The sequence below is a fragment of the Agromyces sp. NPDC060279 genome (assembly GCF_042726785.1).
Lineage (GTDB): Bacteria > Actinomycetota > Actinomycetes > Actinomycetales > Microbacteriaceae > Agromyces.
The window spans coordinates 205,920-230,299 of the sequence record NZ_JBHXBK010000001.1; the positions used below are offsets into that span (position 1 = coordinate 205,920).

The following is a 24,380-nucleotide window of genomic DNA, read 5'->3' on the forward strand; positions in this document are numbered from 1 at the left end:
GCCGTTCTCCTTACTGAAGGGAAAGCGCAATCATGTGGACCAGCACGCTGGGCCTGGGGCGAGGGGGGTCTGCTCTCCCCCTCCCCCCACCGCACCGCCCGTCTGCCATTCCGGAGGGCGATGCGCCGGGCGGGCGCCCCTCCGTAGCCTCGAAGGCATGATCACCGCAACCGCGCTCACCAAGCGCTACGGCGCGAAGACCGCCGTCCACGATCTGTCGTTCGAGGTGCGCCCCGGGCAGGTGACGGGCTTCCTCGGCCCGAACGGCGCCGGCAAGTCGACCACCATGCGCATGATCGTCGGCCTCGACCGCCCCGACACGGGCCGCGTCACCGTCGGCGACAAGCCCTACGCCGAGCACCGCGCGCCCCTGCACGAGGTCGGCGCCCTGCTCGACGCGAAGGCCGTGCACACCGGGCGCACGGCAGAGAATCACCTCCTCGCGATGGCCGCGACGCACGGCATCGCGAAGCGCCGAGTGCACGAGGTCATCGAGCTCACGGGTCTCGAGTCCGTCGCCCGCAAGCGCGTCGGCGGCTTCTCGCTCGGCATGGGCCAGCGTCTCGGCATCGCCGCGGCCATGTTGGGAGATCCCTCGGTGCTGATCCTCGACGAACCCGTGAACGGGCTCGATCCCGAGGGCGTGCTCTGGGTGCGCCAGCTCGTCCGCCACCTCGCCGGAGAGGGCCGCACGGTCTTCCTCTCCTCGCACCTGATGAGCGAGATGGCGCAGACCGCCGATCACCTCATCGTGCTCGGGCGCGGCGAGATCATCGCCGACGCCCCCGTCCGCGAGATCATCGCCGCCGGCACCCGCCAGCGCGTGCGGGTGCGTTCGCCGCACGCCTCGAAGCTCGCCGAGCTGCTCGCGGCACCCGACGTGGTCATCATCCGCTCCGAGGCCGGCCTGCTCGAGGTCACCGGGCTCGAGGCGGCGGGCATCGGCGACCTGGCGGCCGCCAACGGCCTCGCCATCCATGAACTCACCCCGCAGCACGCGTCGCTCGAAGAGGCCTACCTGGCCCTCACCGCGGACGCCGTCGAGTACCGCACGGAGGCCGTCCGATGACCACGACCACAGCTCCCCGTGACGTGCAGGGCGGTCCCCGGCTCGCGCACACCGCCCGCCTGAGCTTCGGCGGCATCCTCCGCTCGGAGTGGATCAAGCTCCGCAGCCTCCGCTCGACCGTCTGGTCGTACCTCATCGTCGTCCTCATCTCGCTCGGCATGGCCGTGCTCCTCGGCTTCAGCCTCGCGAGCGGGATGGGCGGCTCCGACGTGGCGACCCTGCCGAGCGCCGAGCAGACGCTCATGGTCCTGCAGTCCGCGGTGTTCGGCACCTACTTCGGTCAGCTCGTGGTGGCCGTGCTCGGCGTGCTCGTCATCAGCGGCGAGTACACGACCGGCATGATCCGCTCGACCCTCTCCGCAGTGCCGAAGCGCCTGCCCGCCCTCGCCGGAAAGGCCGTCGTGCTGTTCCTCACGACGTTCGTCGTGGCGTTCGTGACCAACCTCGCGGCGTTCGGGATCGCCGCCGCGATCTTCGCTGGCCATGGAGCGCCGGTTTCCCTGTTCGCCGAGAACGTGCTCCTCGTGCTGGGCGGGGCGGCTCTCTATCTCGCCCTGGTCTCGGTCTTCGCGCTCGGCATCGGCACCGTCATCCGATCGAGCGCCGGCGGAATCGCCGCGGTGCTCGGGGTGCTGCTGCTCCTGCCGACGGTGTTCGGGCTCATTCCCGCCGATTGGGCGTCCGAGCTCCTGCCGTACCTGCTCTCGACGTCCGGGATGACCATGTACATGACGATCGGCGCCGACCCGGCGACGCTCGCGGGGCCGAACGCGTGGCAGAGCCTGCTCGTCGTGCTCGGCTGGGTCACGGTCTCGATCGCGGCCGCCGCCGTGCTGCTGAAGCGCCGCGACGCGTAGAGTCCTGCCTATGCCGGACGCGTCACCGCTCACCCCCGACCGCCCTGCTCCGGCGGTCGGGGGTGAGCTCCGTCTGCCGAAGCCCCCGGGCGTCATCCGGCAGTTCTGGGCCCGCCACCCGCGGCTCACCGACTCGATCCTCGCCGCGCTCTACGTCGTGCCGACGTTCATCGCCACGATGGTCATCGCCTCGGAGTCGCCCACCCCGCCCCTGGTGGCGACCCTGCTGCAGCTCGTCGGCATCGCCATCGGCGGCGCGGCCGTGCTGCTGTTCCGCAGAACCCGACCGTGGCTGCTGACCGGTATCGCCTGGTTCGTCTGCCTGGTGGTCGCGCCGTTCGGCATGAGCGACGGGTTCCCGATCCTCTACGCGCTCTACGCGCTCGGGGTGTACCGCTCGACGAAGGCCGCGTGGATCGGCTTCGGCGGCTCCGTCGCGGTGACCACGCTGAGCGCCTACCTCGAGGCGTGGGTGGCCCCGTCGACGTTCGTCGGCCCGGTCGCCACCTCCTCGCAGTACGCGGCGATCATGCTCATCGTCACGCTCATCGGCGTCACGGTCGGCAACCGGCGGCGCTATCTCCTCGCGCTCATCGCCCGCGCCCACGACCTCGCACGGGAGCGCGACCAGCAGGCGCAGCTCGCGGCCGCCGCCGAACGGGCCCGCATCGCCCGGGAGCTGCACGACATCGTCTCGCACGGACTCACCGTCATGGTGACGTTGGCCGACGGCTCGGCCGCCACGGCCGCCCGCGACCCCGAGCGCGCCGCCGAGGCGATGCGCTCCGTCGCCGAGACGGGGCGCAGCGCCCTCGGCGAGATGCGCCGCATGCTCGGCGTGCTCCGCGAGCCGGACGGCGGGCCGGCCGAGCTCGCGCCGCAGCCGGGACTGTCGGCCATTCCGGAACTGGTCGACGGCTTCCGCGAGGCGGGCATGCCGGTCCGACTCACCACGAGCGGTGCGCCGGAAGCCGACCCGGCTGTCGGGCTCGCGATCTACCGCCTCGTGCAGGAGGGACTCACGAACGCCCTCCGCCACGGCAGGAACGCCCAGCACGTCGAGGTGCGCCTCGAGCACCGGCCCGGCGAGGTGGAGGTCGTCGTCGAGGACGATGCCCCGCCCCCGCTGGGCGACGCTCCGGCCACCCACGGTGCCGGGCGCGGACTCGCCGGGCTGCGCGAGCGCATCGCCCTGTACGGCGGCGAGCTCGACGCGGGGCCGCGCGGGCCTCGCGGCTGGCGACTCCGGGCCACGGTGCCGGTCGCCCCGGCCGAGCCGTGCCCCACCGAGGCCGCCCACGAACCACGCGAAGACGGGACCACCGAATGACCACCGCCGCCCTGCCCACCAGCGCCCCCGTGCGCGTCGCGATCGTCGACGATCAGGCCCTCGTCCGCACCGGCTTCCGGCTCGTGCTCGACGCGGAGCCAGGCATCGAGGTCGTCGGCGAGGCGGGCGACGGGCTGCAGGCGCTCTCGCTCGTGCGCCAGACCGCCGTCGACGTGCTGCTCATGGACGTGCGAATGCCCGGCATGGACGGCATCGCCGCGACCGCCGAGCTCAGCGCGCGGCATCCCGAGGTCCGCATCATCGTGCTCACCACCTTCGACCTCGACGAGTACGCCTTCGCCGCGATCCGCTCGGGCGCGAGCGGCTTCCTGCTGAAGGACGTGCGACCGCAGGAGCTCGTCGCCGCGATCCGCACCGTCGCGAGCGGCGAGGCGACCCTCTCGCCGCGGGTGACCCGGCGCATGCTCGAGCTCTTCGCCGCCGAGCTGCCCGCGGCGGACGACGCGACGGGCCGGCGAACGGCGCGGCGGGCGGATCCCGGCCGCTTCGACGCGCTCACCGCGCGCGAGCGCGAGATCCTCCTCGCCATCGCCGAGGGGCTGAACAACGCCGAGCTCGCCGAGCGCTTCTTCCTCTCCGAGTCGACGGTGAAGACCCACGTCGGCCGCGTGCTGCAGAAGCTCGGCGCCCGCGACCGGGTGCAGCTCGTGATCCTCGCCTACGAGCAGGGGCTGCTCGACTGATCCCACGGCTCACGGCGATCACCCGACGGTCAGGGGCGGCTCGCTAGGCTGGTCCGGCGCCATCGCTACGAAGGGATCGTCCATGCCTGCTGCCAACCTCACCCGCGTCGAAGCCGAGGAGCGGGCCGCGATCGTCGGCGCGCCGAGCTACGAGGTCGTGCTCGACCTCACCGACGACGGCGAGACGTTCCGCAGCGAGACGATCGCCCGCTTCACCGCGGTCGCCGGCGCCGCCACGTTCATCGAGGCGAACACCCTGACGATCCACGAGCTCTCCTTGAACGGGCGCCCCCTCGACCCGGCCGTCGCCAGCGACGGCGTGCGCATCCGCCTCGAGGGGCTCGCCGAGCAGAACGAGCTGCGCGTCGTGTCCACGAACGCCTACTCGAAGACCGGCGAGGGACTGCACCGCTTCGTCGACCCGGTCGACGGCGAGCGGTACCTCTACACCGAGTTCGCCGTCGCGGAGGCGAACCGCGTCTACGCCGTCTTCGACCAGCCCGACCTCAAAGCCGCGGTGCGCTTCACGATCAGCGCCCCGGCGCACTGGTCGGTGCTGAGCAACGCGCCCTCCCCCGAGGCCGAACCGGTCGCGGGCACGCCGAACGCCGTCTGGCGCTTCGAGACCGGCCCCGTCATCTCGAGCTACATCGTCGCCATCGTCGCCGGCCCGTACGCGAGCTGGCACGGCAGCGCGGCGAGCGTCGACGGACGCGAGGTGCCGCTCGGCCTCTTCACGCGGGCCTCGCTCGCCGAGTACGCCGACCCCGAGATGATGTTCGGCACGGTCGCCGCCGGCCTCGCGTTCTACGAGGAGGCCTTCGGCGTCGCCTACCCCTACGGCAAGTACGACCAGATCTTCGTGCCGGAGTACAACTGGGGCGCGATGGAGAACGTCGGCGCGGTGACGTTCAACGAGTCCTACCTGTTCCGCTCGCGGGTGTCCGACGCCCGCCGCGAGCAGCGCGCCATCGTCGTGCTGCACGAGCTCAGCCACATGTGGTTCGGCAACTCGGTGACGATGCGCTGGTGGAACGACATCTGGCTGAACGAGTCGTTCGCGACCTGGGCGTCGACGCTCGCGACCTCGCAGGTGACCGAGTTCACCGGCGTCTGGGCGACGTTCGCGAGCGACGAGAAGACGCACGCGGCCGAACAGGACCAGCTGCCGTCGACGCATCCGATCGTCGCCGAGATTCCGAGCATCGCCGATGTCGAGGTGAACTTCGACGCCATCACCTACGACAAGGGCGCCTCCGTGCTGAAGCAGCTCGTGGCGTGGGTCGGCCTCGACGCGTTCCAGCGGGGCGTCGGCACGTACCTCGCGAAGCACGGCGGCGGCAACGCGACCCTGGCCGATCTCCTCGCGGAGCTCGAGCTGGCCAGCGGACGCGATCTCGCCGACTGGTCCGCGCGTTGGCTCGAGACCGCGGGGGTGAACACGCTGCGCGCGGTGATCGAGGTGGATGCCTCGGACCGCATCACGGCGGCGCGCATCGAGCAGACCGCGGCCGCCGAGCACCCGACGCTGCGTCCGCACCGCATCGCGATCGGCGCGTACGAGCTCCAGGACGAGCGGCTGGTGCGCGTGCACCGCGTCGAGCTCGACCTCGACGGGGCGGCGACCGAAGTGCCGGAGCTCGTCGGACTCGCCCGCCCCGCGCTGCTGCTCGTGAACGACGACGACCTCAGCTACGCGAAGGTGCGTCTCGACGACGAGTCCTTCGCCACGGCGGTCGACCACCTCTCGGCGATCGACGATCCCGTCGCGCGCGCTGTCGTGCTCGGCTCCGCATGGGACGCCGTCCGCGACGCCGAGCTGCCCGCCTCGGCGTTCGTGCGCCTCGTGCTCTCGAACATCGGGCGGGAGACGCAGTCCTCGGCGCGCGGGCTCGCCCTCGCCCGGCTCGAGCTCGCCCTCTCGCAGTACCTCGCCGACGAGCACCGCGAACGGATCGCCGGCGAGGCCGGCGACGCGATCTGGGCGCTCGCCGAGCTCGCCGACGCCGGCTCGGACGCGCAGCTGCAGCTCGTGAAGGCGTTCATCCGCGTCGCGTCCAGCTCTGCGCACGCCGAGCTGCTCGCAGGCCTCGCCGACGGCGGCACCGCCCTGCCCGGGCTCGAGATCGACCTCGACCTGCGCTGGGAGCTCGTCATCGCCCGGTCCGCGCTCGGCGTCGCGGGCGACGACGAGATCGAGCGCGCGCTGGCTGCGGACGACACCGCGAAGGGGCGTCAGCTCGCCGAGACCGCCCGCGCCGCCCGCCCCGACCCTGAGGTCAAGCGGGCGGCGTGGGAGCGGGTCATGCGGGATGCCTCGCTCTCCAACGACCTCGCGCGGGCGATCGCCGAGGGCTGGCGCCGGGCCCGCCCCGCCGAACTGCTCGCCCCGACGGCGGCCGCCTACTTCGACGAGCTGCAGGAGGTGTGGGCGAGCCGGAGCTTCAACATGGCCGCGATCATCGTGCGCGGGCTGTTCCCCGCCGCCCTCGTCGACGCCGAGCTCGCCGAGCTCGCCCGCGACTGGCTGGCCCGGAATGCGGAGCCCGCGCCGCTCGCGCGCCTCGTCACGGAGAAGCTCGCCGAACTGGACCGCGCGCTCGCGGCCCGCGCGCGCGACGCCGCGTCCCTCACCGTCGATGCCCAGTAGCGCTCACTAGACTCGGGCCATCATGCTCGTGTTCGCTGAAACGCCCCCGGTCGACGGTGAGGACACCCCCGTCGACCCCGGATTCTGGACCGATATCGCGACGTTCTGGTCGGAGCACTGGGGCACCATCGTCGGCAAGCTCGTCGCCATCCTGCTCATCGTCGGGATCGCACTGTTGGCGCGCTGGGTGCTGCACTTCGTCATCGACCGCGTCGTGAAGCAGATCGTTTCCGGGGTCAAGAAGAAGCAGGATGTCACCGACACGCAGGCGCTGCAGGCCTCGCCGCTCGCCGCCGTTCGGCTCGTGCAGCGCACGCGGACGCTCGGCTCGGTGCTCCGCAACATCGTCAACGTCACGCTCTTCATCGTCGTCGTGCTGATGATCGTGAACACGATCGACAACACCCTGCTCGGCTCCTTCGCCCTGCTCTCGGCCGCGATCGGCGCCGGCCTCGGCTTCGGTGCACAGAACATCGTCAAGGACGCGCTGAACGGCCTGTTCATGGTCGTCGAGGACCAGCTCGGCGTCGGCGACGTCGTCGACCTGGGGCCGGCGACGGGCATCGTCGAGGAGGTGCGCATCCGGGTGACCACCGTGCGTGACGTGAACGGCACGCTCTGGTTCGTCCGCAACGGCGAGATCCTCCGCGTCGGCAACATGTCGCAGGGCTGGGCTCGCGTCATCCTCGACCTCGCGGTGCCGTACGACGCCGACGTCGAGGCCGTCGAGGCCGAGATGCTGCGCACGGCCACCGAGATGGCGAAGTCGAGCAAGTGGCGCAGCCGCATCCTGGAGAAGCCCGAGATCTGGGGCCTCGAGTCGATCTCCGCCGAGGCGCTCATCATCCGGATCGTGATGAAGGTGCGCACCTCCTCGAAGGACGACGTCGCCCGTGAGCTGCGCGTCCGCCTGAAGCACTCGCTCGACGAGATGGGCGTGAAGCTGCCGAGCATGAACTCGGTGGTGCTCGCCGGCTTCGACAGCGTCACCCGGGTGAAGGGCGCGCGACCGCCCCGGACGGCGCCGAACGCCGTCGTCCCCGGCGCCGAGCCGTACACCCCGAAGGCGAAGCCGTCTCGCGCCGCGAAGCGACGTCCCGCCGACGACGAAGGGACGACGCTGTGAGCGACGCGAACGAGCCGACGAAGGTGCCGCCCGCCGGCGTGCAGTTGCGCGGCAGCGAGCACGGCCCGGGCCTCGGCCAGACGTTCTACGACTCGGTCGGCGGCAGCCCGACGTTCGAACGGCTCGTCGCCGAGTTCTACCGCGGCGTCGCGGACGACCCGGTGCTGAAGCCCATGTACCCCGAGGAGGACCTCGGGCCCGCCGCCCGGCGCCTGCAGCTCTTCCTCGAGCAGTACTGGGGCGGGCCGGGCACGTACAGCGAGGAGCGCGGCCACCCGCGGCTGCGGATGCGCCACCTGCCCTTCAAGGTCAACCCCGACGCCCGGGACCGGTGGCTGGCGCACATGCGCCGCGCCGTCGACGCCCTCGAGCTGCCGCCCCTCGCCGAGGCCACGCTGTGGGATTATCTGCAGCGGGCCGCATTCGCGATGGTGAACACCTTCGACGACTGAGCCCGGCACCGCCACCACCCGAAGCGACGAAGGAGTCCACGTGGCAGCATCCGAACGCACCCCCGACGCGATTATCGTCGGCGCAGGCCTCTCCGGCCTGGTCGCCGCCTCCGAGCTGGTCGATGCCGGCCGCCGCGTACTGATCCTCGACCAGGAGCCCGCCGCGAGCCTCGGCGGGCAGGCGCACTGGTCCTTCGGCGGCCTCTTCCTCGTCGACTCCCCCGAGCAGCGGCGGATGGGCATCCGCGATTCGCTCGAGCTCGCGAGCGAGGACTGGGCCGGCACGGCCGGCTTCGATCGCGACGAGGACGAGTGGGGGCGCCGCTGGGCCGAGGCCTACCTCGAGTTCGCCGCCGGCGAGAAGCGCGACTGGCTGCACGGCAAGGGCGTGCGCTTCTTCCCCGTCGTGGGCTGGGCGGAGCGCGGCGACGGTCGTGCGCTCGGGCACGGCAACTCGGTCCCCCGCTTCCACATCACCTGGGGCACCGGGCCCGGCGTGCTCGCCCCTTTCATCGCCCGAGTGAAGGCCGGTGAGGCGGCCGGCCTCGTGGAGTTCCGGCACCGGCACCGCGTCGACGAGCTGATCGTCGAGGGCGGCGCCGTCGTCGGCGCGCGCGGCGCGGTCCTCGCCGACGACGACGCCGAACGAGGTGCGCCGAGCACTCGCGACGTCGTGGGCGAGTTCGAGGTCCGCGCGCCCGCCGTCGTCGTCGCCTCCGGCGGCATCGGCGGCAACCACGAGCTCGTGCGGCAGTTCTGGCCCGAGCGCCTCGGCACCCCGCCCGACGAGCTGCTGTCCGGCGTCCCGGCCCACGTCGACGGCCGCATGCTGCAGATCACCGCGGACGCCGGAGCCCGGCTGGTGAACGGCGACCGCATGTGGCATTACGTCGAGGGCATCCAGAACTGGGACCCGATCTGGCCGAAGCACGGCATCCGCATCCTTCCCGGTCCGTCCTCGCTCTGGTTCGACGCGACGGGCTCACGGCTGCCCGCGCCGCTCTTCCCCGGCTTCGACACGCTCGGCACGCTCGAGCACCTCGTCGCGACCGGCTACGGGCACTCCTGGTTCGTGCTCACGCAGAAGATCATCGAGAAGGAGTTCGCGCTGTCGGGCAGCGAACAGAACCCGGATCTCACAGGCAAGGACCTCAAACTTCTCGCCCAGCGGCTCGGCTCCGGCGCGCCGGCCCCGGTCGAGGCCTTCAAGGAGCACGGCGCCGACTTCATCGTCGCCGACACGCTCGACGAGCTCCTCGCCGAGATGCGCCGCCGCTCCCCCGAGGTCGAGCTCGACACCGCGAACATCGCCCGCGAGGTGCTCGCGCACGACCGGGCGCTGGAGAACGACTTCGGCAAGGACGCGCAGCTCGCGGCGGTCCGAGGCGCCCGCGCCTCGCGCGGCGACAAGCTGATCCGCGTCGCGGCGCCGCACCGTTTCGTCGACCCGGCCAACGGTCCGCTCATCGCCGTGAAGCTGCACCTGCTCACGCGCAAGTCGCTCGGCGGCATCCAGACCGATCTGTCCTCCCGGGCGCTCGGCGCGGACGGCGCCCCCGTCCCCGGCCTCTACGCGGTCGGCGAGGCCGCGGGCTTCGGCGGGGGCGGCGTGCACGGCTACCGCGCGCTCGAGGGCACCTTCCTCGGCGGCTGCCTGTTCAGCGGACGGGCCGCCGGGCGCGCGATCGCGGCCGGCTGAACCGCGGTCAGCTCTTCAGCGACCAGGGACGCTGGCGCACCAGCACGTGGCCGCGCTTCGTCGAGAGCCTGGTCCAGGGGCCGGTCTCGAACATCGACACCTCGTCGTCGCCGAGGAAGCCGAGGCTGAAGCTCGCGAACGCGGCGCCCGCCGGAACGTACTCGAGCCCCTCGACCCCGCGGCCCCACACCTCGGAACGGACCCGTTGCACGAGCTGCTCGCCGGTGCCGTCGGGGATCGCCTCGGCGACCTCGTCGATGCCGGCGCGCGCCGCCCGTTCGAGCGTGGCGGCGTCGGTGGAGCCGATCGAGCGCCACCCGCCGCGCGGCGGCGAGATGCCGGCCCAGGTCACCGTGCTCACTTCGTGCGGGCGCGACATGGTCACCGGCCGCGACGGGTCGTCGGGGTCGACGTCGGCCTTCGCCCGAGCGATGCGGTCCGTCAGCGATCGGAGCGGCACGACGATGTCGAAGTCCTCGGTCTCCTCGAGCGCGAAGGTGCGCAGGCCGAGCACGGTGGGGGTCTCATCGAGGATGCCCCGGGGATACAGGATCGCCGAGTAGACGGCGAGGATGCCGGAACCGGCGATGAGCCGCACCGAGCCCTCGTCGACGCGAGCGGCGCGCTGCAGATACGTGTGCAGGTCGCCGAGCGACAGGCTGTCGGCGAGCGTGAAGTGCTGAACCATGTCCTGTCTAAACTACCAAGGGGCGGCGGCCGGACGGCCGCGCCGCGCGCTCGATCCGGAGCGCATCGGAGCTTTTCGCTGGAGGCACGGGTGAACGGACCCATCGACGGACTGCTGAGCACGCTCCACCTCACGAACACGGGCGCGCGCACCACCGAGGACATCTTCACCGGCCCGTCGCAGTGGATGCCGCTCGGCCGCGTGTTCGGCGGGCAGGTGCTCGCTCAGTCCCTCATGGCCGCGATGCACACGGTCGAGCCGGAGCGGGTCATCCACTCCATGCACGGCTACTTCCTGCGCCCGGGCGACGTCGAGCACCCCATCACTTTCTCCGTGGACCGCCTGCACGACGGTCGCTCGTTCTCCACGAGGCGCACCCACGCGTTCCAGAACGGCGAGCCGATCCTCTCGCTCATCGCCTCCTTCCAGACCCGCGACGAGGGGCTCGAGCACCAGCTGGCGATGCCCGCGGATCTGCCGGACCCCGAGAGCCTGCCGTCTACAGCCGATGTCCTCGGCAAGGTCGACCACGACGTCGCCCGGTACTGGGCCAGCGAGCGGGCGTTCGACATGCGTCATGTCCCCTCGCCCATCTACCTCGAGGTCGAGGGCGAGCGGGTCCCCAGGCAGGCCGTCTGGATGCGCGCCTTCGGCCGGCTGCCCGACGACCCGAACCAGCACCGCGCCGCACTCGCCTACGCGAGCGACTACTCGATCCTCGAGCCCATCCTCCGCGCGCACGGCGTCGCCTGGACCACTCCTGGTCTGAAGATCGCGAGCCTCGATCACGCCATGTGGTGGCATCGCGATGCGCGCGTCGACGAGTGGCTGCTGTACACGCAGGAGTCGCCGTCGGCGGCCGGCGGGCGAGGGCTGTCGCTCGGCCGGATCTACACGCGCGACGGGGTGCTCGTCGCGAGCGTGGCCCAGGAGGGCATGGTGCGCGTGCCCGACCCGGGCGCCTTCGACTGAGCCGCGCTTCTTCGACCCGGGCCACCTGCGCACCGCTCGGCCGGGTCCCGCTCCGCACTGCTCCGCCTGCACGGGCCGCGGAGCTGGACGCGCGCTGAGGATTCCTCCACGACTGGCCGAGTTGCGGCAGAATCGGCTCACCGACCCGTCGCGGTCGGGGACGAGGAGGTCGCCGATGTCCGATGCCACTCGACTCAGCCGACGCGCGCTCATCGCGCTCGGCGGATCCGGCGGCGCACTCGCGCTCGCGGCCTGCACCACCGGTGGTTCGTCCGGCGGCGGGGCCGGCGGCTCCGGTTCGACCGGCGGCTCCGGTGATTCCGGAGGCGCGAACAGCGGCGGCGAGTCCAGCAGCACACTGGCGCCGGGCAGCGAGCTGGTGAAGCTCGCGGACGTCCCGGTGGGTGGGAGCGTGTCGGCGACCGTCGACGGCGAGGCGCTCCTCGTGTCCCAGCCCACTGCCGGGACGGTGATGGCCTTCAGCGCCATCTGCACCCACCAGCAGTGCGTGGTCGCGGCGGCGGGGGCCGAGTTCGACTGCCCGTGCCACGGATCGAAGTACGATGCGGCCACCGGTGACGTGCTGCAGGGCCCGGCCTTGCAGCCGCTCGCCGCGATCCCGGTCGAGATCGACGGGGACCGCGTCGTCGTCTCCGGGTGAGTCCTGTGAACTACGAGATCGCGGGCCTGCCGCTGCACGTGCTGCTCGTGCACGCGGTCGTCGTGCTCACCCCGCTGTGCGCACTGCTGCTCGTCGTGCTCGCGGTCTGGCCGCGCGCGCGCCGAGCGCTCTGGCTGCCGACGCTGCTCGGCACCGCGCTGTTGCTGCCGCTCGGGCTCGTCACCATCGAGGCCGGGAAGTGGCTGGAGCTGCGGGTTCCGCCCGCCCCGCTCATCCAGGAGCACACCGCACGCGGCGATTCGATCGTGCCGTGGCTCGTCGGGCTGCTCGGCGTCGCGCTCGCGGTGGCGGTGTGGGCGGTCGTCGAACGGCGAGCGCCCGCACGCGGAGCACGGATCGCCGTGTCCGCCGTGCTGGCGGTCGCGGCCCTCGCCGTCGGGACGGGCACGGTGGTGACGCTCGTCTCGATCGGCGAGTCCGGCAGCCGTGCCGACTGGGAGGGCGGCTTCAGCGAGGATCCGCTGCAGCGGTGACGCGCGGCGGGGTGTTCAGCGTCGCCGGAACGCCACCGGCGCTTCGAGATACGGCTCCCAGGCGGTGCGCTCCTCGTCGGTGATGCGCCGCGGGCGCTCGCTCGCGGCGTCGACGAGCACGATCGTCGTCGACGCCCGCGTGTAGAGCGTGCGCGGCTCGACCCCGAGCGGCGAGAACACCTCGTAGCAGACGTCGAGACTCGCCCCGCCCATGTGGCCGATCCAGAGCTCGATATCGAGCGGGAGCCGCTGATACGGGATCGGCGCGAGGTACTCGACCTCCTGCCGCGCGATGAGCGTGACCGTCGTCGCACCCGGCGTCGCGTCGAGCACGGCCGTGGAGGCGCCCACGGCGTGCTCGACGGAGCCGTCGTCGTTCACCCAGAACGCCTGGATGCGAGCCTCCTCGAGGAGGCTCAGCATCCGGGCGTTGTTGACGTGCCCGTACGCGTCCAGGTCGCTCCAGCGGAGCGGGGTCGGGACGTGCAGCCGCATGTCAGTCGCGGGTGAGCTTGCGGTAGGTGGAGCGGTGCGGCTTCGCGGCGTCGGCACCCAGGCGCTCGACCTTGTTCGCCTCGTACGCCTCGAAGTTGCCCTCGAACCAGTACCAGTTCGCCGGGTCCTGCTCGGTGCCCTCGTAGGCGAGGATGTGCGTCGCGATGCGGTCGAGGAACCACCGGTCGTGGGTGATCACCACGGCGCAGCCGGGGAACTCGAGCAGCGCGTTCTCGAGGCTCGACAGCGTCTCGACGTCGAGGTCGTTGGTCGGCTCGTCGAGCAGGAGCAGGTTGCCCCCCTGCTTGAGCGTCAGCGCGAGATTCAGTCGGTTGCGCTCACCGCCCGAGAGCACGCCCGCCGGCTTCTGCTGGTCGGGGCCCTTGAATCCGAACGTCGAGACGTAGGCGCGGCTCGGCACCTCGGTCTTGCCGACCTGGATGTAGTCGAGCCCGTCGGAGACGACCTCCCACAGGGTCTTCTTCGGGTCGATGCCGCCGCGGCTCTGGTCGACGTAGGAGATCTTGACCGTGTCGCCGATCTTCAGGTCGCCGCCGTCGAGCGGCTCGAGGCCGACGATCGTCTTGAAGAGCGTGGTCTTGCCCACGCCGTTGGGGCCAATGATGCCCACGATGCCGTTGCGCGGCAGCGAGAAGCTCAGGCCGTCGATCAGCTTGCGGTCGCCGAAGCCCTTCTGCAGGTTCTTGGCCTCGAGGACGATGTCGCCCAAGCGGGGACCCGCCGGGATCTGGATCTCCTCGAAGTCGAGCTTGCGCGTGCGCTCGGCCTCGGCCGCCATCTCCTCGTAGCGGGCGAGACGCGCCTTCGACTTCGCCTGACGCCCCTTGGCGTTGGAGCGGACCCAGTCGAGCTCCTCGCGCAGGCGCTTCTGGAGCTTCTGGTCCTTCTTGCCCTGCACCTCGAGGCGCTCGGCCTTCTTCTCGAGGTACGTCGAGTAGTTGCCCTCGTACGGGTAGAGGCGACCGCGGTCGACCTCGCAGATCCACTCCGCGACGTGGTCGAGGAAGTACCGGTCGTGCGTCACGGCGAGCACGGCGCCGGGGTACTTGGCCAGGTGCTGCTCGAGCCAGAGCACGCTCTCGGCGTCGAGGTGGTTCGTCGGCTCGTCGAGGAGCAGCAGGTCGGGCTTCTGCAGCAGCAGCTTGCAGAGGGCGACACGGCGCTTCTCACCGCCGGAGAGCACCGAGACCTGCTCGTCGCCCGGCGGGCAGCGCAGCGCGTCCATCGCCTGCTCGAGCTGCGAGTCGAGGTCCCACGCGTCGGCCGCGTCGATCTCCTCCTGCAGCGTGCCCATCTCGGCGAGCAGGGCGTCGAAGTCGGCGTCGGGCTCGGCCATCAGCAGCGAGATCTCGTTGAAGCGGTCGATCTTGCCCTTGATCGGGCCGACGCCCTCCTGGACGTTCTCGAGCACCGTCTTCGTTTCGTCGAGCTCGGGCTCCTGCATGAGGATGCCGACCGAGAAGCCGGGCGTGAGTCGAGCCTCGCCGTTGGAGGGCTGGTCGAGTCCGGCCATGATCTTCAGGATCGTGGACTTTCCCGCGCCGTTCGGGCCGACGACGCCGATCTTCGCCCCGGGGAGGAACGCCATCGTCACGTCGTCGAGAATGACCTTGTCGCCGACCGCCTTGCGGGCGCGCACCATCGAGTAAATGTATTCAGCCATGTCGTCTACCAGTCTATGGGCCGGGTCTGTCCGATGAGGCATCCGCCGCTGCCGAGCACGGGACGCACCGCCCCGTGGTAGCCGCCCGACTTCGGTCCGTACTGACCGACGAGGCACGCGCCCTGGAAGGCGACGGCGAACTGGATCGAGTCGGCGGGCTCGCCGAGGGTCGTCTGGTCGGACGTCACCGACATCGCCGCCTTGTCGAAGCCGGCGGCGACGAGCGCGTCGATGAAGTCGCGCCCGCCGGCGTCCGCGTTCGCGGCGACGACGCCGGCGTTCACCTGATCGAAGAACGGCAGGTTCTCCTCGGCCGAAGCGTCGGGCTGCAGCACGAGCGGCGCGACGGTGCTCGGCGGCGTGCTCGCGTCAGGGCTCGGCCGAGCGCTGTCGCTCGGCTCGGGGGCACCGCCGAAGCAGCCGGCCAGGAGGACCGAGGTCGCGAACGCGAGCGCCGCAGCACCCGTCGCCTGACCCACTCGCCGTCGCATCGCTCGCTCCTCGTCCGGGGCGGCGATCGCCGCACCCCACGAGTCTAGGTGCTCGGTCCGGCGAGCGCCTGGAAGGCATCATCGAAGTTCCCCTCGCTCGCCCCGTCGTCGAGCTCGTCGAGCTCGTCGAGCTCGTCGAGTTCGTCGGTGCGCTCGGTTGCGTCGGCCTCGGGTTCGGCGCGCACGGCGTCCGGCTGCGCGTCGTCGTTCACGCCGGGCTGGATGCGCCGCGGCCGGGTCATCGCCCAGTTGAGGTCGTGACCGATCGCCTCCGCGTCGATCTCGGCCGTGGTGCCCTGACGCTCAGCCGTCTGCCAGGCGCGGATGCGCAGCCGCCCGGTGACGACGACGTGCTCGCCCTTGCGCACCGAGAAGCCGACATGGTCGGCCAGCCGACGGAACGCCGACACCGTGTACCAATTGGTCTCACCATCGTGCCACTCGCCCCGCTCCCGGTCGAACACACGTCGCGAAGAGGCGAGCCGGAACGACACGATCGGCACCCCCTTCGCGGTCACATACGTGCGGGGGTCGCTGCCGACGATTCCGGTCACGGCGATGTTGTCCTCGTTCATGGTCTCCTCGCTCTCCGGGCGCCGCGGCTCGGCGCCCTGGCGGCATCCGGAGCGCTCGTGCCGGGATCGCCCCGGATGCCGCGTGCGATTCAGCCTCCCCGGGGGCGACCCGTGGCCGGGGTGCTGGCCACACTTCTGTGGAGAACGCCGGGCCGCCGCCCGCGGTTGGGGACGAGCACGCGCCCCGCCCAGGACGGATGTCGGTGGTCGCCCGTACCGTCGAAGCAGACGCAGGGCCGGCTGCACGAACGAGAGGAGCGACATGTCCATGACCATCTCGATCCGTGAGCCGTTTCCCGACCGCATCCCCGGTCTGAACTTCGCCGCGGCCGCCCCCGATCTCTGGCGCGTCGCGGCGAGCGACGGGGCGCTGCTCGGCCACATCCGCCGCCGCGAGATCGGCGGCGTCGAGCGCTTTAGCTCTCGGCGAGTCCTCCCGGGCGGCCGGCAGGGCATCGATCTCGGCGAGTTCTGGTCGCCCCGTGACGCAGCCGAGGTCTTCCGCTGATCCGACCGCCGGGCGGTGCGGCTTCGTGGCACGCCGCGCGCACGTTCCGGCGCACACGGGGGCGGCGGTTACGCTGCGCTCATGCAGTGGTGGACTGATCTCATCTCCTGGCTCGACTCGAGCGCCTCGCGGCCCGCGATCTTCTCGGCCGCCGTGCTCTTCCTCGCGGTGCTCGCCGCAGGACTGCTCGCCGCGTGGATCGCGAGCGGGGCGGTCAAGCGCGTGGTCGCCCAACGCGACCGCGAGCTGAAGACGGCCGCGATCGCCGCGCTCGTCGATGCGGCGACCGAGGCATCCGTGTGGAACTCGCTGACCCCGCAGGAGCAGGTGCTCGCCGACCGCGCGGTCGGGCAGGCCGACATCCTCGTGCGCACTCTCCCGATCCGCGGCGCCGATGTCGCCGCGAACTGGTCGGCGCATCAGCTGCATGAGCTGAAGCGCGCCTCGGCCACGTTCGGGTACCAGCTCGACCCTGCGGTGGCGGAGTTCCGCGACCGACTGCTCGAGTGGCAGCGCCGTCCCTCGCGGACCAAGCGACAGTTCCAGAACGATCTCGACCGCTGGCGCACGCAGCGGCAGGAGCCGGAGCAGTCCGTGCTCGACGACCAGGACGCCTGGGTCGCGACGCAGCACCATGAGCGCTTCCGCGACGCCGACCCCGTCGCCGACGCCCGGACCCTCCCGGTGACGACCGCGACGCAGCCGTCGGCGCCGCAAACCGCGCCGACCACCCCGCTCGCCTCCAGCGACTCGTCACGCTGAGCGCCGCGCGCTCAGCGTGACGCACGCTCGGGCGCCGACGCTCGACGCCCACCATTGCGGAAGCCCCGCCGGACCGACCAGGTCCGGCGGGGCTTCCTCCGTCTCTCGCTTCGACGCGGGTCGCTGGCGCCGGCTAGCGCCACCATCGGTCGAACTTGGACGCCGGAGTCTCTCGCTTGTGCCGGGTCTGAAGGTAGCGGGCCTCGATGCGCTCGGCGACCGCGTCGTCGACGTCGCCGCCCTCGAGGTAGTCGTCGAGGTCCTGGTAGCTCAACCCGAGATTCGCCTCGTCGGACTGCCCCGGGTCGTCGTCGAGCAGATCCGCCGTGGGCACCTTGAGGTACAGACGCTCCGGCGCCTCGAGCACCTCGAGCAATGCCCGCCCCTGGCGCTTCGTCAGCCCGGTGAGCGGCAGCAGATCCGCGCCACCGTCGCCGAACTTCGTGAAGAAGCCCGTCACGGCCTCGGCGGCGTGGTCGGTGCCGACCACCAGCATCCGCCGCTCCCCCGCGATGGCGTACTGCGCGATCATGCGCATCCGCGCCTTCACGTTGCCCTTGCCGAAGTCGCTCAACTCGACCCCGAGCGCGTCGGCGTACTCCTCGTCGACCCCGTCGACGCCTCGGCCGATGTCGAAGACCACGCGCTCGTCGGGACGGACGAAGTCCAGTGCGAGCTGCGCATCGTCCTCGTCGCGCTGCACGCGATACGGCAGGCGAACGGCGACGAAGCTCGCGTCGAGCCCCTCTGCCCGCAGGCCCTCGACCGCCAACTGGCAGAGCCGCCCGGCGAGCGTGGAGTCCTGGCCACCGCTGATGCCGAGCACGAGGCCTGCGGCGCCGACGCGGCGCACATAGTCCTGCAAGAACCGCACCCGCTCGGCGACCTCCTCGGCCGCGTCGATCCTGGGGCGGACGTGGAGTTCTTCGATGATCGTCGCCTGCATCGCTCGCATGCCTCGACCCTAGCGCTCGCGTGTTTCGGCCGTGCTACGCGGCCCCGCGCTACGCTCGGCGACAGCGCAGCGCTCGCGGCGCCGGGATGCACCGGTCCGGGCGATCGGCGGCGAAGGGGGGAACCATGGACGTTTCGATCGGCACGCTCGTACTCTTCCCGGCCGTCGCGGTCGCCGCCCCGCTGCTCGTCCGCGCCGTCGGCAAGCTCGTGGCGATCCCCCTCGTCGTCTTCGAGATCGTGCTCGGGCTCGTGCTCGGCCCCTCGCTGCTCGGCTGGATCCGACCGGACGACTTCACCGGCATGCTCGCGGACTTCGGCCTCGCCATGCTGTTCTTCCTGGCCGGCAACGAGATCGATCTGCGCACGATCCGGGGCCGCCCGTTGAGCCGGGCGGCGATCGGGTGGGTCGTGTCGCTCTGCGCCGGCGTCGGGATCGCCGCGCTCCTCGCCCCCACGCTGCCGGCCGCCGCGTTCATCGGCATCGCGCTGACCTCGACCGCACTCGGCACGATCATGCCCGTACTGCGCGATGCCGGCGAACTGCGCACCCCGTTCGGCATCGGCGTCCTCGCGATCGGCGCCGTGGGCGAGTTCGGCCCGCTCATCGCCATCTCCCTGTTCCTCAGCGGCCGCGCGCCCGGCATCGCGACCCTCGTCCTGCTCGCGTTCGCCGTCATCACCGGCCTCGCCATCTGGGCGGCCGCCAGCGGCGCCGGTCGACGCCTGCACCGGGTGATCGCCGCGACGCTCCGCACGAGCGGCCAGTTCGCGGTGCGGCTCGTCCTGCTCATCCTGGCCGCCCTCGTCGCGCTCAGCACGGTGCTCGACCTCGACATGCTGCTCGGCGCATTCGCGGCGGGAGTGCTCTACCGATTGCTGCTGAACGGCGCACCTGAGCCGGACACCGAACTCATCGAGCGCAAGCTCGAAGCCATCGGCTACGGCTTCCTCGTGCCGATCTTCTTCATCAACACGGGCGTGACCTTCGACCTCGCCGGCCTCACCTCGGACCCGCGCAACCTGCTGCTGCTGCCCGTCTTCGTGCTGCTCCTGCTGCTGGTCCGCGGCGTCCCCTCCATGCTCGCCGCACCCCAGGGCAGCGACTGGCGCGATCGCGGCGCGACCCTGCTCTTCGGCGCGACCGGCCTGCCCATCATCGTCGCCGTGACCGCGATCGGCGTCGATCGCGGCGAGCTCCCGAGCGGCACCGCCGCGGCGCTCGTCGGCGCCGGCATGCTCTCCGTGCTCGTCTTCCCGCTCGTCGCGCTCTCGCTCCGGCGTCGCGCCCAGGACGCGCCGAGCGCGCCCGGACCCGACCGTCTCGACGTGCCGACGGAGGGGTGAGGCGCCCGGGTCGCTATGCTGTGTTCGGCGGTCACGCCGGCCCCCCGTAGCTCAGTGGACAGAGCAGGTGGCTTCTACCCACTTGGTCGGGAGTTCGAATCTCTCCGGGGGGACGCCGGTAAACCGGCCCCTGCGCCGGCTTCCGGCCCGCGCCCCGCTCGCCGGTAGACTCGCCGCATGGCAAGTGCGAGCGACCGACTGGTGTGGATCGACTGCGAGATGACCGGACTCGACCTCGAGGTCGACGAACTGGTCGAGATCGCCGTCGTCATCACCGATTACGAGCTGAACCCCGTCGACGACGGCATCAGCATCGTCATCAAGCCCGACGCGAGCGCGCTGGAGCACATGAACGACTTCGTGCGCGCGATGCACACCGAGTCGGGTCTCATCGAAGAGATCCCGAGCGGCGTCTCGCTCGCCGACGCCGAGTACCAGGTGCTCGAGTACGTGCTCCAGCACGTCCCGGAGGAGCAGAAGGCCCCGCTCGCGGGCAACTCGATCGGCACCGACCGCGCATTCCTCACGAAGTTCATGCCGCGGCTCGACGCCCACCTGCACTATCGCAACGTCGACGTCTCCTCCATCAAGGAGCTCGCGAAGCGCTGGTTCCCCCGCGCGTACTTCAACGCGCCGGCCAAGCACGGCGGGCATCGCGCGCTCGCCGACATCCTCGAATCGATCCTCGAACTGCGCTACTACCGCCAGGCCGTCTTCGTCGCCGACCCGGGCCCCACGAGCCAGGAACTGCAGGCGATCTCGGCCGCGGTCGTGAACGAGTTCACCCCCGACGTGGTGTAAGCTCGTGGAGTTGCCTCCCGCATTTCGCGGTGGCGCATGGTGGGTATAGCTCAGTTGGTAGAGCGCCTGGTTGTGGTCCAGGAGGTCGCGGGTTCAAGCCCCGTTACTCACCCCAATACCGACGAGGGCGACCTCGGCGGGAGCATCAGCTCCGCTGCCGAGGTCGCCCTCGTCCGTTCACGACGTCCGAGCGCTCCGGCGGATCAGCTGCGACGTCCGACGAGCGCATCGATCTCCGCACGCGTCGGCGACGTGGCGGGGCCCCTCCGCGTCACGGCGATGGCGGCGGCGGCGTTGGCGCGTCGCACCGAGTCGACGAGCTCACGGCCCTGCGCGAGTCCGGCGCAGAGCACGCCGGTGTGGGCGTCGCCGGCTCCGTTCGTATCCACGGCATCCACGGGGAACGGGGCGACCTGGACGATCTCCCCGGTCGCCGCCGAGACGTACGCGCCGCGCCGGTTCGCGCGGAGGATGACCGTCACGCCGGTCGCGACGGCGATCGACCGGCAGAGCACCGCGAGCTCGCTCGTCTCCCGCAGGCCGAGACGCGCCGCCAGCAGGCGTGCCTCCGCTTCGTTCGTGGTCCAGACGGTGGCGTGGTCGATCGCGCGGTGCAGTCGAGCGATGGGGATGTCGTCGATCATCGGCGACGGGTCGACCACCACCGCGACGCCGTCCGGGAGCGATCCCACCCAATCGAGGATCACTTCCGCGTTGCCGGCGTGGTAGAGCGAATACCCGCTCACCGAGACCACATCGCCGTCGCGGGGGTCGGTGCCGTCGAGGTCCGCCCGACTCAGGAACTGCTCCGCGCCGAGGGTCGAGACGAAGGTCCGCTCCGCCGAGGCATCGACGATCGCGACGCTGAACCCGGTGTCCATGCCGCCGGTGACCGGTTGCGTGACGGCGACGCCCTCCGCCGCCATCGCGTGCCGGACGAGTTCGCCGAATCGTCCCGTCCCGTGTCCGCCCGGATAGACGACGGCTGCCCCGTCGCGGCTGGCCGCCGCCATCACGTTGAAGCCGCCGCCGGGCGTGAACTCGTGCGAGGTGGCGAATACGTCTTCCCCAGCGTGCGGCATCGCAGGAACGTTCATCACCAGGTCGACGACGGCCTGCCCGGTGTGGATGACGCGACCGGTCATGCGCGTCCGCCCCGCTTCGCGTCCGCAACCGCTGATCGCGAGCCGCCCGCGCCGAGTCCCAAGTAGAGGAGCCCCGCGAGCACGAAGACGACGACCCAGCCGAGGCCGTTCTCACCGATCCAGGTGTCGTAAAGCGCACCGGTGAACCACACCTCGTCCGCCGAGACCTGCGCCCGGGTAAAGAGGTAGCCGATCGCTGCGGCCACGATCCAGGAACCGAGTGCCCGCCACTCCACTCCGAACACGGGGCGGCCGCACGTGAGGCTGGGCGCACCGCCTCGACGACCGGCGATCGAGACGGCTCCCACGATCGCGAACGAGCCGAATGCTCCGATGACCGCCACGAGCAGTGCCTTCCAGAGGTTCAGTCCCAGGGCGAGCAGAGTGGCGCCGAGCGGGATGCCGAGAATCGAGATGTTCGCGGCGAGTCCCCCGTCACGGATGCGTCGCGCGATGACGGGAGCGACACGCTGGTACGTGGCGTGCATCTGGTCCTCCATGAATGAACTTGTACAGACCTGCACATGCTGCGGAGCGCGGTGCCGAGTGTCAGTCCCCGCCCGCACTCCGAGTCCGGCCGACACTCACTCGCCGGACGTGGAGCCCCGGCGACGGAGCACGAGGAACACGACGCCGCCGAGCAGCAGGAGCGCCACGAACCCCAGGCCTGTCGAGAGCTCGATTCCAGTCGTGGGCAGGCCGGGGCCCGGCTTCGACCCGCTGCTCGGGGCTTCGGTCCGCACCGAGACGACGGACGGTTCGGATCGGACCGGGTCCCCCTCCGGCGGCACGCCTTGCGCGGTCGCGACGTTCTCGAGCTCGTCTCCGGTGAGGTCCGCCGCGACCACCTCGTATCTGGCGGTGCAGGTGCTGGATTGCCCGGGCAGCAGCTCGGACGCGTCGCTCGGGCACGTCACGTCCGACAGCACTCCCCTGCCCTCGAAGGCGCTCTCGTCCACCATGAGGTCATGCAAGGCTACGTTCCCGGTGTTGGTGAGGTGGAAGGAATAGACGATGACCTGCCCCGGCGCGCTCACCTGCTCGGTGTCGGCGGTCTTGGTCAGGGTGAGCCCCGGTTCCGGTGTCTGCGGCACGCGCGTCGCCGAGGGGGCCGACTCGACCGGTTGTGCACTGTTCGGCGGCGTGCCCGATGCGATCGCCGTGTTCTCGACCGTGCCGCGCTCCACGTCCGTCTGCGTCACGGTGTATGTCGCGGTGCAGGTTACCTCATCGCCCGGCGCGAGTGACGCAGCTGCGTCGGGGCACGACACCGCGGACAGCTCCCCGGCCCCGGTGAACTCGCCCTCGGCGACGACGACATCGGCGAGCGTGACGTTCCCGGTGTTCGTGACGACGAATCGGTAGGTGAGGGTCTCGCCGGCGACGAGCTCGGTCCGGTCGGCGGACTTCACGAGCGAGATCCCGGGAGCCGGGTCGATCGTCAGCTCGGCGCTCGAAGGTTCTGAGCCGACCGGCTCTCCTCCGCCCGGCGGTGTGCCGGTCGCGGTCGCCGTGTTGGTGATCGACCCTCGGTCGACGTCCGCTTGGGTGACTTCGTAGCGCGCCGTGCACTCGACGAGCGCCCCGGGGACCAGCGAACGGGCCGCCTCGCCGCAGCGGATCTCGGACATCGATCCCGAGCCGCTGAACTCCCCCTCGTTCACGACGACGTCGATGAGCGTCACGTTGCCGGTATTGCGCACCTCGAAGGTGTACGTGACGACGCTGCCGACAACGAGTTCATCGGTGCTCGCCGACTTCTGGAGCGAGATGCCCGGCGCCGGGTCCTGCGGCAGTCTGACCGTGGACGGCTCGGACGAGACCGGGTCGCCGCCGTTCGGCGGAACGCCGGTCGCGGTCGCGCTGTTGGTGAGTTCACCGCGGTCGACGTCCGCCTGCGTCACTTCGTAGCTGGCGGTGCAGACGACGGTGTCGCCCGGCGCGAGCGTCGTGGGGTCGCACACGATCTCGGACATGGTCCCCGAGCCGGAGAACGTCCCCTCGTCGATGACGAGGTCGGTGAGCGTGACATTGCCGGTGTTCTCGACCGCGAAGGAGTACGTGATCGTCTCGCCTGCGACGAGCTCGGTGCGGTCCGCCGACTTCGTCAGCTCGATCGCCGGTGCCGGATCAGCGGTGACCTCCGCCTCCGAAGGGTCGGAGCCGACGGGGTCGGCGCCGTTCGGCGGCGTGCCCGAGGCGGTGGCAGAGTTCGTGATCGAGCCGCGGTCGACATCCGCCTGCGTCGCCTCGTACGTCGCGGTGCAGTTCACCGTGTCGCCCGGCGCGAGCGAGGCCGCACCGTCCTCACAGACGATCCCCGACATCGCCCCCGAGCCGGAGAAGTCGCCCTCGTTCACCACGATCTCCGTCAGCGTCACGTTGCCCGTGTTCTCCACCGCGAAGGTATACGTGATCGTGTCGCCCACCTCGTACGTCGCCGGCTCCGCCGACTTCACGAGCGAGATCGCCGGCGCCGGATCTGCTGGAACGCGAGCCTCGGACGGTTCCGACGACACCGGGTCGCCACCGTTCGGCGGCGTCCCCGACGCCGTCGCGGTGTTCCGGATCTGCCCGCGGTCGACATCGGCCTGCGTCACCTCGTACGTCGCGGTGCAGTCGACCGTGTCGCCCGGCGCGAGCGTGGTCGGATCGCAGCTCACCGCGGACATCGTGCCCGAGCCAGAGAACTCCCCCTCGTTCACCACGATCTCCGTCAGCGTCACGTTGCCGGTGTTCTCCACCGTGAACGTGTACGTGATCGTCTGCCCCGCGACGAGCTCCGTACGATCCGCCGACTTCGTCAGCTCGATCGCCGGCGCCGGATCAGCGGTGACCTCCGCCTCCGAAGGGTCGGAGCCGACGGGGTCGGCGCCGTTCGGCGGCGTGCCCGAGGCGGTGGCAGAGTTCGTGATG

Annotated in this window: 24 protein-coding genes and 2 tRNA genes; 17 read left to right on the forward strand and 9 right to left on the reverse strand. The window is 71.2% G+C overall.

Annotated features, from left to right (window positions below; all coding sequences use genetic code 11):
- The first annotated feature begins 157 nt into the window (after window positions 1–157).
- From ACFWE1_RS00975 to ACFWE1_RS01010, 8 genes are all read left to right on the forward strand, one after another.
- Window positions 158–1,069: an ABC transporter ATP-binding protein gene (locus tag ACFWE1_RS00975; protein WP_376931701.1), complete on the forward strand. Its 912-nt coding sequence runs from the start codon at window positions 158–160 to the stop codon at window positions 1,067–1,069.
- Entirely contained in the window at window positions 1,066–1,926 is an 861-nt protein-coding gene (locus ACFWE1_RS00980; RefSeq protein ID WP_376931702.1) for an ABC transporter permease subunit, read from the forward strand. The genes ACFWE1_RS00975 and ACFWE1_RS00980 overlap by 4 nt, the downstream gene beginning before the upstream one ends.
- Window positions 1,927–1,936: 10 nt before the next feature.
- On the forward strand, window positions 1,937–3,256 hold the full coding sequence (locus tag ACFWE1_RS00985) for a sensor histidine kinase (protein ID WP_376931703.1): 1,320 nt from the start codon (window positions 1,937–1,939) through the stop codon (window positions 3,254–3,256).
- Entirely contained in the window at window positions 3,253–3,960 is a 708-nt protein-coding gene (locus ACFWE1_RS00990; RefSeq protein WP_376931704.1) for a response regulator, read from the forward strand. Before ACFWE1_RS00985 ends, ACFWE1_RS00990 begins: the two co-directional genes overlap by 4 nt.
- An 82-nt stretch (window positions 3,961–4,042) precedes the next feature.
- A complete protein-coding gene (pepN, locus tag ACFWE1_RS00995) occupies window positions 4,043–6,610 on the forward strand; it encodes an aminopeptidase N (protein WP_376931705.1) in 2,568 nt (855 codons plus the stop codon).
- Window positions 6,611–6,632: 22 nt separating this feature from the next.
- Window positions 6,633–7,736 carry a mechanosensitive ion channel family protein gene (locus tag ACFWE1_RS01000; protein WP_376931706.1) on the forward strand — a complete coding sequence of 368 codons (1,104 nt, stop codon included), beginning with the start codon at window positions 6,633–6,635 and terminating at the stop codon, window positions 7,734–7,736.
- A gap of 44 nt (window positions 7,737–7,780) precedes the next feature.
- Window positions 7,781–8,188, forward strand: a complete 408-nt coding sequence (locus ACFWE1_RS01005; RefSeq protein ID WP_376933047.1) for a globin — start codon at window positions 7,781–7,783, stop codon at window positions 8,186–8,188.
- A 40-nt stretch (window positions 8,189–8,228) separates the two neighbouring features.
- Complete coding sequence (locus tag ACFWE1_RS01010; protein WP_376931707.1) at window positions 8,229–9,887, forward strand: FAD-binding dehydrogenase; 1,659 nt, start codon at window positions 8,229–8,231, stop codon at window positions 9,885–9,887.
- Window positions 9,888–9,894: 7 nt separating this feature from the next.
- Here the strand turns inward: ACFWE1_RS01010 and ACFWE1_RS01015 are convergent, their stop codons facing one another.
- A complete protein-coding gene (locus tag ACFWE1_RS01015; RefSeq protein ID WP_376931708.1) occupies window positions 9,895–10,575 on the reverse strand; it encodes a hypothetical protein in 681 nt (226 codons plus the stop codon).
- A 90-nt stretch (window positions 10,576–10,665) separates the two neighbouring features.
- Between ACFWE1_RS01015 and ACFWE1_RS01020 the strand changes: the two genes are divergently transcribed.
- From ACFWE1_RS01020 to ACFWE1_RS01030, 3 genes are all read left to right on the forward strand, one after another.
- A complete protein-coding gene (locus tag ACFWE1_RS01020; RefSeq protein ID WP_376931709.1) occupies window positions 10,666–11,547 on the forward strand; it encodes an acyl-CoA thioesterase in 882 nt (293 codons plus the stop codon).
- Window positions 11,548–11,722: 175 nt separating this feature from the next.
- Window positions 11,723–12,208, forward strand: a complete 486-nt coding sequence (locus tag ACFWE1_RS01025; RefSeq protein WP_376931710.1) for a ubiquinol-cytochrome c reductase iron-sulfur subunit — start codon at window positions 11,723–11,725, stop codon at window positions 12,206–12,208.
- 5 nt (window positions 12,209–12,213) lie between these two features.
- Window positions 12,214–12,702 (forward strand): hypothetical protein, encoded by a 489-nt coding sequence (locus ACFWE1_RS01030; protein WP_376931711.1) that lies wholly within the window; start codon window positions 12,214–12,216, stop codon window positions 12,700–12,702.
- A gap of 15 nt (window positions 12,703–12,717) precedes the next feature.
- Here the strand turns inward: ACFWE1_RS01030 and ACFWE1_RS01035 are convergent, their stop codons facing one another.
- The 4 genes from ACFWE1_RS01035 to ACFWE1_RS01050 are packed head-to-tail and all read right to left on the reverse strand — an operon-like array spanning window position 12,718 to window position 15,947.
- Window positions 12,718–13,197 carry an acyl-CoA thioesterase gene (locus ACFWE1_RS01035; RefSeq protein ID WP_376931712.1) on the reverse strand — a complete coding sequence of 160 codons (480 nt, stop codon included), beginning with the start codon at window positions 13,195–13,197 and terminating at the stop codon, window positions 12,718–12,720.
- A gap of 1 nt (window position 13,198) precedes the next feature.
- Entirely contained in the window at window positions 13,199–14,881 is a 1,683-nt protein-coding gene (gene ettA, locus ACFWE1_RS01040) for an energy-dependent translational throttle protein EttA (RefSeq protein WP_376931713.1), read from the reverse strand.
- Between the two features lie 5 nt (window positions 14,882–14,886).
- Window positions 14,887–15,372, reverse strand: coding sequence for a DUF6993 domain-containing protein (locus tag ACFWE1_RS01045; protein ID WP_376931714.1), 486 nt, complete (start codon window positions 15,370–15,372; stop codon window positions 14,887–14,889).
- A gap of 44 nt (window positions 15,373–15,416) precedes the next feature.
- Entirely contained in the window at window positions 15,417–15,947 is a 531-nt protein-coding gene (locus ACFWE1_RS01050; RefSeq protein WP_376931715.1) for a single-stranded DNA-binding protein, read from the reverse strand.
- A gap of 262 nt (window positions 15,948–16,209) precedes the next feature.
- Between ACFWE1_RS01050 and ACFWE1_RS01055 the strand changes: the two genes are divergently transcribed.
- Both ACFWE1_RS01055 and ACFWE1_RS01060 read left to right on the forward strand, forming a co-directional pair.
- Window positions 16,210–16,455: a hypothetical protein gene (locus ACFWE1_RS01055; protein ID WP_376931716.1), complete on the forward strand. Its 246-nt coding sequence runs from the start codon at window positions 16,210–16,212 to the stop codon at window positions 16,453–16,455.
- A gap of 81 nt (window positions 16,456–16,536) precedes the next feature.
- Window positions 16,537–17,217 carry a hypothetical protein gene (locus tag ACFWE1_RS01060; protein WP_376931717.1) on the forward strand — a complete coding sequence of 227 codons (681 nt, stop codon included), beginning with the start codon at window positions 16,537–16,539 and terminating at the stop codon, window positions 17,215–17,217.
- 133 nt (window positions 17,218–17,350) lie between these two features.
- Here the strand turns inward: ACFWE1_RS01060 and nadE are convergent, their stop codons facing one another.
- Window positions 17,351–18,172: an ammonia-dependent NAD(+) synthetase gene (gene nadE / locus ACFWE1_RS01065; protein WP_376931718.1), complete on the reverse strand. Its 822-nt coding sequence runs from the start codon at window positions 18,170–18,172 to the stop codon at window positions 17,351–17,353.
- Window positions 18,173–18,297: 125 nt separating this feature from the next.
- On the opposite strand from nadE, the gene ACFWE1_RS01070 reads away from it, so the two are divergent.
- The 4 genes from ACFWE1_RS01070 to ACFWE1_RS01085 all read left to right on the forward strand — a co-directional run bounded on the left by ACFWE1_RS01070 (window position 18,298) and on the right by ACFWE1_RS01085 (window position 20,434).
- The gene (locus ACFWE1_RS01070) at window positions 18,298–19,518 is read left to right on the forward strand and encodes a cation:proton antiporter (RefSeq protein ID WP_376931719.1); all 1,221 of its coding nucleotides are present in this window, start codon (window positions 18,298–18,300) and stop codon (window positions 19,516–19,518) included.
- 40 nt (window positions 19,519–19,558) lie between these two features.
- Window positions 19,559–19,631 (forward strand) — tRNA-Arg (locus ACFWE1_RS01075).
- Between the two features lie 64 nt (window positions 19,632–19,695).
- Window positions 19,696–20,319 carry an oligoribonuclease gene (gene orn, locus ACFWE1_RS01080; protein ID WP_376931720.1) on the forward strand — a complete coding sequence of 208 codons (624 nt, stop codon included), beginning with the start codon at window positions 19,696–19,698 and terminating at the stop codon, window positions 20,317–20,319.
- Between the two features lie 39 nt (window positions 20,320–20,358).
- Window positions 20,359–20,434, forward strand: a tRNA-His gene (locus ACFWE1_RS01085).
- Between the two features lie 88 nt (window positions 20,435–20,522).
- On the opposite strand, the gene ACFWE1_RS01090 is transcribed toward ACFWE1_RS01085, so the two are convergent.
- The 3 genes from ACFWE1_RS01090 to ACFWE1_RS01100 form a co-directional block, all read right to left on the reverse strand.
- Window positions 20,523–21,464, reverse strand: a complete 942-nt coding sequence (locus ACFWE1_RS01090; RefSeq protein ID WP_376931721.1) for a PfkB family carbohydrate kinase — start codon at window positions 21,462–21,464, stop codon at window positions 20,523–20,525.
- Window positions 21,461–21,952: a cytosine permease gene (locus ACFWE1_RS01095; protein WP_376931722.1), complete on the reverse strand. Its 492-nt coding sequence runs from the start codon at window positions 21,950–21,952 to the stop codon at window positions 21,461–21,463. The genes ACFWE1_RS01090 and ACFWE1_RS01095 overlap by 4 nt, the downstream gene beginning before the upstream one ends.
- Window positions 21,953–22,048: 96 nt before the next feature.
- The coding region (locus tag ACFWE1_RS01100) for a choice-of-anchor D domain-containing protein (RefSeq protein ID WP_376931723.1) at window positions 22,049–24,380 on the reverse strand (2,332 nt) is incomplete at its 5' end.

What these genes read in the sequence shown, in the direction of transcription:
- ACFWE1_RS01095 (WP_376931722.1), bottom strand. Translation starts at nt 21,952, where the DNA reads ATGCACGCCACGTACCAGCGTGTCGCTCCCGTCATCGCGCGACGCATC.
- orn (WP_376931720.1), top strand. Translation starts at nt 19,696, where the DNA reads ATGGCAAGTGCGAGCGACCGACTGGTGTGGATCGACTGCGAGATGACC.
- ACFWE1_RS00985 (WP_376931703.1), top strand. Translation starts at nt 1,937, where the DNA reads ATGCCGGACGCGTCACCGCTCACCCCCGACCGCCCTGCTCCGGCGGTC.
- ACFWE1_RS00980 (WP_376931702.1), top strand. Translation starts at nt 1,066, where the DNA reads ATGACCACGACCACAGCTCCCCGTGACGTGCAGGGCGGTCCCCGGCTC.
- ACFWE1_RS01055 (WP_376931716.1), top strand. Translation starts at nt 16,210, where the DNA reads ATGTCCATGACCATCTCGATCCGTGAGCCGTTTCCCGACCGCATCCCC.
- ACFWE1_RS01000 (WP_376931706.1), top strand. Translation starts at nt 6,633, where the DNA reads ATGCTCGTGTTCGCTGAAACGCCCCCGGTCGACGGTGAGGACACCCCC.
- ACFWE1_RS01035 (WP_376931712.1), bottom strand. Translation starts at nt 13,197, where the DNA reads ATGCGGCTGCACGTCCCGACCCCGCTCCGCTGGAGCGACCTGGACGCG.
- ACFWE1_RS01025 (WP_376931710.1), top strand. Translation starts at nt 11,723, where the DNA reads ATGTCCGATGCCACTCGACTCAGCCGACGCGCGCTCATCGCGCTCGGC.
- ACFWE1_RS01045 (WP_376931714.1), bottom strand. Translation starts at nt 15,372, where the DNA reads ATGCGACGGCGAGTGGGTCAGGCGACGGGTGCTGCGGCGCTCGCGTTC.
- ACFWE1_RS01070 (WP_376931719.1), top strand. Translation starts at nt 18,298, where the DNA reads ATGGACGTTTCGATCGGCACGCTCGTACTCTTCCCGGCCGTCGCGGTC.
- ACFWE1_RS01060 (WP_376931717.1), top strand. Translation starts at nt 16,537, where the DNA reads ATGCAGTGGTGGACTGATCTCATCTCCTGGCTCGACTCGAGCGCCTCG.
- ACFWE1_RS01090 (WP_376931721.1), bottom strand. Translation starts at nt 21,464, where the DNA reads ATGACCGGTCGCGTCATCCACACCGGGCAGGCCGTCGTCGACCTGGTG.
- ACFWE1_RS00975 (WP_376931701.1), top strand. Translation starts at nt 158, where the DNA reads ATGATCACCGCAACCGCGCTCACCAAGCGCTACGGCGCGAAGACCGCC.
- ACFWE1_RS01015 (WP_376931708.1), bottom strand. Translation starts at nt 10,575, where the DNA reads ATGGTTCAGCACTTCACGCTCGCCGACAGCCTGTCGCTCGGCGACCTG.
- ettA (WP_376931713.1), bottom strand. Translation starts at nt 14,881, where the DNA reads ATGGCTGAATACATTTACTCGATGGTGCGCGCCCGCAAGGCGGTCGGC.
- nadE (WP_376931718.1), bottom strand. Translation starts at nt 18,172, where the DNA reads ATGCGAGCGATGCAGGCGACGATCATCGAAGAACTCCACGTCCGCCCC.
- pepN (WP_376931705.1), top strand. Translation starts at nt 4,043, where the DNA reads ATGCCTGCTGCCAACCTCACCCGCGTCGAAGCCGAGGAGCGGGCCGCG.
- ACFWE1_RS00990 (WP_376931704.1), top strand. Translation starts at nt 3,253, where the DNA reads ATGACCACCGCCGCCCTGCCCACCAGCGCCCCCGTGCGCGTCGCGATC.
- ACFWE1_RS01050 (WP_376931715.1), bottom strand. Translation starts at nt 15,947, where the DNA reads ATGAACGAGGACAACATCGCCGTGACCGGAATCGTCGGCAGCGACCCC.